Raw genomic sequence first — 8,895 nt, 5'->3', positions numbered from 1 at the left:
GCCCCATCACCACATCGACCACCACAACGATGATCTACCACACGACGACCAACTGCCGTTGCAGTACTAGGCCGCGTCCGACCATCCCGCTCGCCAGTGCGCCGCTCAGGCCCCCGCGTCGTCGAGTGCACGCAGCACGCGCTTGACCGACACCGGGTAGGCCGTGCGCAGCGTCTGCGCGAAGAAGCTCACCCGCAATTCCTCGATCATCCAGCGGATCTCGGCCAGCTCGGGGCTCACCGCCGTGCGCGGGGGCACGGTGTCGAGCACCGCCTGGTACTCCTGGCTCAGCCAGTCGACCTCCCGCAGCCGCTCGACGTCGCGTGCAGGATCGCTGGGCAGCTTCTCCAGCCTGCGTTCGATCGCGCGCACGTAGCGCACGAGATCGGGCAGCCGGTCGTAGCCGGTCTCGGTGACGAAACCCTTGTGCACCAGTGAGTCCAGCTGGGCGCGGACGTCCGCGAGGGACTCGCGTAGCGCGTCACCGCGTGTGTCGGCGAGCCGGGCCTCCACGTCGTGTGCCGCGCGCAGCACGTTCTCCACCTCCCGCAGCACGGTCAGCACCGTCCCGTTGAGACTCGTGCGGACCCGCTCCAGCAGCGCGGCGAAACCCGCCTCGTCCCACGCCGGGCCGCCGCCCTCGGCGACGAGCTTGTCCACCGCGCAGTCGACGCAGTCCTCCAGCAGCGCGGCGACACTGCCGTGCGGGTTGCGCGTCAGCACGAGCTTGGCGGTGTTGCTCAGGTTGCGGTTGAGGTACTTCATCGGCGAGGGCACGTTGAGCCGCAGCAGCCGCCGCGTGCCCTCCCACATGGCCTTGCGCTGCTGGCCGGGGGTGTCGAGCATCCGCACGGCGACGCTCTCGCCCTCGTCCACCAGCGCGGGGTACGCCTTCACCTCGTGCCCGCGCCGTTTCGCCTGGAACACCTGCGGCAGCTCACCGAACTTCGCGGTGGTGAGCCCGGACCGCTCGACGCTGTCGGCCGCGGCGGAGATGGTCTTACGCAGCCGGTCGCCGAGGCGGTCGCGCAGCGCCTCCAGGTCCTTGCCCTCGGCGAGCTTGCGCCTGCGCTCGTCGACGACGCGGAAGGTGATGCGCAGGTGCGGCGGGATCGCCTCCGGCTGCCACGCGTCGATCGGCACGGCCACACCCCGCAGTGCCTCCAGCTCGCGGGCGAGCACGTCCAGCAGCGGCCCCTGAGACGGGTCCACTCTCGACAGCACCGCGCGCGCCGTGTCCGGGGCGGGCACGAAGTTGCGCCGCAACGCCTTCGGCAGCGACTTGATGAGCGCGGTCACCAGCTCCTCACGCAGCCCCGGCACCTGCCAGTCGAAACCGTCCGCGCTCACCTGGTTCAGCACCGGGAGTGGAATGTGGACGGTCACACCGTCGGCGTCGGCACCCGGCTCGAACTGGTAGGTCAGCGCGAAGCTCAGCTGTCCCTGAGTCCACGTGTCCGGGTAGTCGGCCTCACTCACCGCGTCCGCGGAGTCGTTGATGAGCATGGCCTTCTCGAAGTTGAGCAGATCCGGCTGCTCCCGGCGCGTCTTCTTCCACCACGTGTCGAAGTGCCGCGCCGACACCACCTCGGCGCCAACGCGCTCGTCGTAGAAGGCGAACAGCGTCTCGTCGTCGACGAGGATGTCGCGCCGCCGAGCCCGGTTCTCCAGGTCCTCGACCTCGTCGAGCAGGGCCAGGTTGTCGCGGAAGAAGCGGTGGTCGGTGTCCCAGTCGCCCTCCACGAGGGCGTGCCGGATGAACAGCTCGCGCGACAGCTCAGGGTCGATGCGGCCGTAGTTCACCTTTCGGCCCGCGACAAGCGGGATGCCGTACAGCGTCACGCGCTCGTTGGCCATCACCGCACCCTGCTTGCGCTCCCAGTGCGGCTCCGAGTAGTTGCGCTTCACCAGGTGCTGCGCGAGCGGCTCGATCCACTCAGGCTCCACCCGCGCGTTGACGCGGGCCCACAGCTTCGACGTCTCCACCAGCTCGGCGGAGGCCACCCACCGCGGCTGCTTCTTGAACAGCGCCGAGCCGGGGAACACCGAGAACCGCGTGCCGCGCGCGCCGAGGTAGTCGCCCTTCGCCGGGTCCTTGAGCCCGACATGCGAGAGCAGCCCGGCCAGCAGCGACGTGTGAATGTGCTGCGGGTCGCCCGGAACGCTGTTGAGCGTGATGTCGAGCTGCTTGGCGAGCTGGCGCAGCTGGCTGTAGATGTCCTGCCACTCCCGCACGCGCAGGTAGTTCAGGAACTCGGCGCGGCAGCGCTTGCGGAACTGGTTGTTGGACAGCGTCTTCTGCTGCTCGCGCAGGTACTCCCAGAGCTTGAGGTAGGACAGGAAATCCGAGTTCGGGTCGGCGAAGCGCGCGTGCTGCTGGGTCGCCGCCTGCTGCTGCTCGGCGGGCCGCTCCCTCGGGTCCTGGATGGACAGACCGGCGGCGATGATCATGACCTCACGCACGCAGCCGTTCTTCGCCGCCTCCACGATCATCCTGCCCATGCGCGGGTCCACGGGCAGCTGGGCGAGCTGGCGGCCGATCTGGGTGAGCCTGCCCGCCGCCGTGTCGAGCGCACCGAGCTCCTGCAGCAGCTGCACACCCGCGGTCACCTGACGGCGGTCCGGCGGCTCCACGAACGGGAACGCCGCGATGTCGCCGAGCCCGAGCGAGGTCATCTGCAGGATCACCGATGCGAGGTTGGTGCGCAGGATCTCCGGATCGGTGAACTCGGGCCGCGACTCGAAGTCGTCCTCGGAGTAGAGCCGGATGCAGATGCCGTCGGAGGTCCGTCCACAGCGGCCCTTGCGCTGGTTGGCCGAGGCCTGCGACACCGGCTCGATCGGCAGCCGCTGCACCTTGGTGCGGTGGCTGTAGCGGGAGATGCGCGCGGTGCCCGGGTCGATCACGTACTTGATGCCCGGCACCGTCAGCGACGTCTCGGCGACGTTCGTGGCGAGCACGATCCGGCGCCCGCGATGCCGCTGGAACACCCGGTGCTGGTCGGCGGCAGACAGGCGTGCGTACAACGGCAGGATCTCGGTGTCGGGCAGCCGCAACGCCGTCAGCGCCTCGTTCGTGTCGCGGATCTCGCGCTCCCCGGAGAGGAACACGAGGATGTCACCCGGCCCCTCCGCCATCAGCTCGCGCGCCGCGTCGACGATCGCCTGCACCTGGTCGCGGTCGGGGTCGCCGTCCGGGTCGTCGGGGTCGACCACCGGCCGGTACCGCACCTCGACGGGATAGGTCCGGCCCGACACCTCCACCACGGGCGCGTCGTCGAAGTGGCGCGAGAACCGCTCGGGGTCGATCGTGGCCGAGGTGATGATCACCTTCAGCTCGGGCCTGCGAGGCAGCAGCTGCTTGAGGTAGCCGAGCAGGAAGTCGATGTTGAGGCTGCGCTCGTGAGCCTCGTCGATGATGATCGTGTCGTACTGCCGCAGCATCCGGTCCTGCTGGATCTCGGCGAGCAGGATGCCGTCGGTCATCAGCTTGACGAGCGTGTCGTCGCCGGAGGTGTCGGTGAAGCGCACCTTGTAGCCGACGACGGTGCCCGGCTCGGTGCTCAGCTCGCTCGCGATGCGCTCGGCGACGGTGCGCGCGGCGAGGCGCCTTGGCTGGGTGTGCCCGATCTGCCCGCGCACGCCGAGCCCGAGCTCGAGGCACACCTTGGGCAGCTGCGTGGTCTTGCCGGAGCCCGTCTCCCCCGCGACGATCACCACCTGGTGGTCGCGGATCACCTCGGCGAGGTCGTCCTTGCGCTGGCTGACCGGCAGCTCGGCCGGGTACTCGATCTTCGGCACCACCGCCCGCCGCCGCTGGATCCGCTGCTCGGCGGTGTCGATGTCGGCGGCGATCCGCGCGGCGACCGCGTCGCGGTCACGCGCCTTGCGGGCGCCGTCGATCCGGCGGCGGAGCCGGTGCTCGTCGCGCAGCATGAGTCCGGGCAGCCGGGATCGCAGCTCATCGAGGGGGGATCGTGTGGACATACCGCGTCCCAGCTTAACGGCAAGTGTTGCGGGCACCGGCCCGCTGGGACACGCTCGATGCGGAAGATCACGGAAAACCGACGCTGGGGGCCACGTGATCCGCTACGGCGTTCTCGGGCCGCTGACGGTCGACGGCGAGACGGTGTCGCCCGGCCAGCACCGCACCGTGCTGGCCACCCTGCTGATCCAGGCCAACGAGGCGGTGCCCACGAGCACGCTCGTCGACGAGCTGTGGCCGGACTGCGCGCCCGACTCCGCCACCGTGATGGTGCAGATGTGCGTGTCCGGGCTGCGCAAGCTCCTCGCCCCTGGCGTTCCCGCTCGCGACCCGCGCCAGGTGCTGCGCACCTACCGGGGCGGCTACCGGCTCGAGGTGCCCGACGACGCACTCGACCAGGCCCGCTTCCTCGCGCTGGCCGAACGCGGGCACCGGCTCGCCGGGGAACGCGATCCGAAGGGCGCAGCGCACGCACTGCGGGAGGCGCTGCAGCTGTGGCGGGCCCCCGCACTCCACGACGTGACCGGCGGCGCCGTCGTGAGCGCGCACGCGACCTGGCTGGACGAGCAGCGCGCGGCCGTGCTGGAGCAGCGCGTCGCGCTGGACCTCGCTCTCGGCGGGCACCGCGAGGTGATCGCGGAGCTGCGCGGGCAGGTGGCCGCCGAGCCGACCAACGAGGCGCTCGCCGCACACCTCGTCACCGCGCTCGCCGCTGCCGGCCGTCAGGGCGAGGCGTTCGCGGTGTTCGAGCGGACCCGGACCGCGCTGGCCGCGGAGCTCGGTGTCCGGCCGGGTCGCAGGCTGTTCGACGCCGTCGCCGGGCTCCGCCCCCGGGTCACGGCGGGCAGGCCGAAACGGCCGAGGGTCGCGCCCGCACAACTGCCACCCGACATCGCCGACTTCACCGGCCGCGCGGAGGTTCTCGCCGAGATCGAGCGCGCGCTCACCGAACCCGCGAGCGCGCCGAGGGTGCTCGTGCTGTGCGGACAGGGCGGGCTCGGCAAGAGCGCGCTCGCCGTGCACGCCGCCCACGAGCTGCGCGAGCGGTTCCCCGACGCACAGCTCGTGGCGGGTGACGGCAGCGCGACCGAGGTGCTCGGGCAGTTCCTGCACGCGCTCGGGGTCACCGACGACGAACTGCCGTCGGCGCTGCTCGACCGTCAGCACCTGTGGCGCACCCGCACGGCGTCCTCGCGGGTGCTCGTGCTCGTCGATGGCGCGCGCGACGAGCAGCAGGTACGCGCGCTGCTGCCCGGCGGCAGCGGCTGCGCCGTGCTGGTGACCAGCCGCAGGCGCCTGCTCGGGCTCGAGGGCGCGCGAACCGTTGAGCTGCCCGAGCTGACCGAGCCCGAGGCGCTCGACCTGCTCGCCGCGCTGGCCGGACGGGAACGCCTCGACGCGGAACCCGCCGGGGCGCGAGAGCTGGTGCGGCTCTGCGGCGGGCTGCCGCTGGCCGTGCGGATCGTCGGCGCGAAGCTCGCCGCCCACGCTCACGAGCCGATCGCCGACCTGGTGGCGAGGGTGGCCGACCGGCATCGCGGGCTCGGAGAGCTGCGCGCGGGCGACCTCGACGTGCGCGCGACGGTGGACGTGAGCTACGCCGAGTGCCCGCAACCGCAGCGGCGGGCGTTGCGCCTGCTCGGCCACGCCGGGCTGCCGACCTGCACGCGCTGGACGGTCGCGACACTGCTCGACTGCCCGGCCGACACCGCAAGGGACGTCTGCGAGGGGCTCGTCGACGCGCAGCTGCTGCAGGTCTGCGGGCGCGATGCGGCCGGACTCGTGCGCTACCGGCTGCACGACCTCATCGCCGCGTTCGCCGCCGAGCAGGAGGAGCCCGGGATCGGCGAGGCGATGGAACGGCTCGTGCACGGCTACCTCGCGCTGGCGGGCCGCGCGCACGACAAGCTGAGGGCCAGCCGGTTCCCGCCCGCCGCGCCGCCCGCTCCCGCGAGCTCGGCCACCGAGCGAGCGGTGCAGGCCGATCCGGGCGGCTGGCGGCACGAGGAGAGCGGCAACCTCGTCGCGCTGACCCGCTGGACCTACCGCACCGGCTGGTGGCGGCACACGTGGCTGCTGGCCGACGCCTTCGCGGGGCTGGCCGAGCGCCGCCCGGACGACCCGGGCGTGCGCGACGTCGCCGTGCTCGGACTGCTCGCCGCACGCCGCACGGGTGACCGCGGGGCCGAGGCGATGAGCCTGTGCGCACTGGGCGACCTGCGCTGGGAGAGCGGGCGCGCCGGGGTCGCCGCGCGCTACTACGCGCTGGCGAGCGCCGCGTTCGAGGAACTCGGCGACGACCGAGGGCTCGCGCGGGTGCTCACCGCACGCGCCGACGTCGACATCGAACGCGGCAGGCTCGACCGGGCCCGTGAGGACCTGCGCAGGGCGCTGCTGCTCGCGCAACTGTGCGGGGACCGCCAGTGCCGGGCCGACGCGCTGGACCAGCTCGGCTCGTTGCTTGCCGACATCGGCGACCTCACCGCCGCCGAGGACTGCTTCACCAACAGCCGTCAGGTCGCCGAGTCGCTCGGCTCGCTGCGCGGGGTCGCGCGCGCCGAGAAGCGGCTCGCCGACGTGCTGCGCTGGCGCGGGGAGCACGAGCAGGCACGGGCACGGCTGGCGACGGCGCTGGAGATCTCCCGCGAGCACGCCGACGTGCACTGGGAGGCCCACGTGCTGCGCTCGCTCGGCGAGCTGGACCGCGCCACCGGGCGCCTCGCCGACGCGGAACGCTCGCTCACGCGCGCGTGCGAGCTGTTCACGGAGCTGGGACACCGGCACGCCCGCGCATACGTCCTGTACTCCCTTGGCGAGCTGTACGCCGACCAGGAGCTGCCGGAGCGCGCGGAGCTGAGCCTCGCCGCGTGCAGGCAGGTGTTCCAGGCGCTCGACGACTGGCGTGGGCAGGGCTACGCCCTGCTCGGGCTCGGGAGGCTGTGGGCACGGCACGGGGACGGCGACGCCGCGATCGCCGCACTGCGCGCCGCGGCCGGCATCTTCGCCCGGCTCGGCTACCGCCGGTGCGAGCGCAACGCCCTCTCCGCGCTCGCCGCGGCGGCAACGGCCTGACCAGCGTCTTTAAGGAAGCTTTAGGTTTCGTTTAGCGCCCGCCCCTTCTCTGGTGATCGCCGGCACACCGCGACAGAGAAAGGAGAGAAGCGTGCGCAAGACAGCGATCACCACCGCGGCGTCGATCACGGCCGCCGTCGTGCTGCCCTTGCTGGCCGCGGAACCTGCCGCGGCGGCCTCGCGGCAGGACCTGGCGAAGGACATCCTCGCCGACGACGGCATCACGCTGCTGGACAGCCATGTGAGCGGCAACGACCACCCGGAGTCCACCGCGAGGCAGAACGTCGTCGACACCTCGGAGGGCAACCCGGCCAGAACGAGCCCGTGGAGCGACGTCGGCGTCACCGAGGTCGAGCTGTCCACCAACCTGCTCGAGGGCATGGTCTCGCTCGGCGGGGACTACTCGTTCCGCGTCACCACGATCGCGGGTGGCGACCACAGTTCCACCTCCTACCACTACGCGGGCACCGCGTTCGACGTCGACCGCATCGACGGCGAGGCCGTCGGCTCCGGCAACGGCAAGGTCGACGACTTCCAGAAGGCGTGCGAGGACCTGGGCGCCACCGAGGTGCTGGGGCCGGGCGACGCGGGCCACGACACACACATCCACTGCGCTTGGGGGTCCTGATGGCTCGGAAGAAGCAGATCTTCGCGCTCGGCTCCGCGGCGGCCGTGCTGGTCGGCGTGCTCGGCGTGCCGGGCGCGCAGGCGGCTGAGGACGCGCCCGGCATCGACGTGTCCAACCACAACGGCACGGTCGACTTCGAGGCGGTCAAGGCGGACGGGCAGGAGTTCGCGTTCGTGCTCGCCACCGACGGCACGTCGTTCACCAGCCCCGACTTCGACACGCAGTACAAGGGCGCCGCCGACGCCGGGCTGATCCGCGGCGCGTACCACTTCGCAAGGCCGGGCAGCGGCGCGGCGGCCGACCAGGCCCAGCGGTTCCTGGAGACCGTGAACTACTCGGCCGACGGCAAGTCCCTGCCCCCGGTGCTGGACATGGAGGCCAACCCGGACGGCTCGGCCTGCTACGGGCTCAGCGCGGGCGAGATGCGCGACTGGATCAAGGCGTTCCTCGCCGAGGTCAAGGAACAGACCAAACGCGATGGGATCATCTACACCAGCCCGAGCTTCTGGAAGGACTGCACGGGCAACACCGAGGAGTTCAGCGAGAATCCACTGTGGATCGCCGAATGGGGGGTGGACAAGCCGTCCTCGATCGGCGGCTGGGACGCCCACACGTTCTGGCAGTACAGCGACTCCGGCTCGGTCGACGGCGTGGACGGCCCGGTGGACGTCAACCGCTTCAACGGCACCGTCGACGAGCTGAAGGCGCTCGCGGCGGGCTCGGCGGCGCGGGGCTCGGCCGCCCCGCGCGGTGACGTGGGGACGGCGGCCGCGATCACGCGCGACGAGGTGATCGACCGGGCGAAGAAGTGGTCCGACGATCCGGTGCCGTACAGCATGGAGAACTACCACGACGGCTACCGCACCGACTGCTCCGGCTACGTGTCGATGGCGTGGCGGCTCGACACCAGCCTGAGCACCGTGACGCTGCCCGACGTGTCACACCCGATCGAGAAGAACGAGCTCAAGAAGGGCGACATCATCGGCAACCTCGGGCCGGGCACCGGTGGGGCCGCCGGGCACGTCGTGATCTTCGAGAAGTGGGCCAACGACGACAAGACCGAGTACTGGGCCTACGAGCAGACGCCGCCGGAGACGGTGCACCGCAAGCTGACCTACCCCTACCCGGGCAAGGACAACTTCGAGCCGCACCGCTTCGACGACATCACCGACTGAGTGAGGTCGTGGGCGCGCGGCGGGTCCTTCCCGGC

Annotated in this window: 4 protein-coding genes; 3 read left to right on the top strand and 1 reads right to left on the bottom strand. The window is 71.6% G+C overall.

The window, feature by feature from the left end:
* Positions 1-105 precede the first annotated feature (105 nt).
* Positions 106-3,987, bottom strand: a complete 3,882-nt coding sequence (gene hrpA / locus FCN18_RS30975) for an ATP-dependent RNA helicase HrpA (protein WP_137096737.1) — start codon at positions 3,985-3,987, stop codon at positions 106-108.
* Between the two features lie 94 nt (positions 3,988-4,081).
* Between hrpA and FCN18_RS30970 the strand changes: the two genes are divergently transcribed.
* From FCN18_RS30970 to FCN18_RS30960, 3 genes are all read left to right on the top strand, one after another.
* The gene (locus tag FCN18_RS30970) at positions 4,082-7,057 is read left to right on the top strand and encodes an AfsR/SARP family transcriptional regulator (protein WP_158303198.1); all 2,976 of its coding nucleotides are present in this window, start codon (positions 4,082-4,084) and stop codon (positions 7,055-7,057) included.
* A 91-nt stretch (positions 7,058-7,148) separates the two neighbouring features.
* Positions 7,149-7,685: a carboxypeptidase gene (locus FCN18_RS30965; protein WP_199543257.1), complete on the top strand. Its 537-nt coding sequence runs from the start codon at positions 7,149-7,151 to the stop codon at positions 7,683-7,685.
* The gene (locus FCN18_RS30960) at positions 7,685-8,860 is read left to right on the top strand and encodes a lysozyme (protein WP_228714220.1); all 1,176 of its coding nucleotides are present in this window, start codon (positions 7,685-7,687) and stop codon (positions 8,858-8,860) included. Before FCN18_RS30965 ends, FCN18_RS30960 begins: the two co-directional genes overlap by 1 nt.
* The last annotated feature ends 35 nt before the right edge of the window (positions 8,861-8,895 follow it).

Origin of the sequence: Prauserella endophytica, from assembly GCF_005146945.1 — a bacterium.
In the GTDB taxonomy this organism is placed as follows: Bacteria; Actinomycetota; Actinomycetes; order Mycobacteriales; family Pseudonocardiaceae; genus Prauserella_A; species Prauserella_A endophytica.
This window is presented reverse-complemented; position numbering and strand designations above follow the sequence as displayed.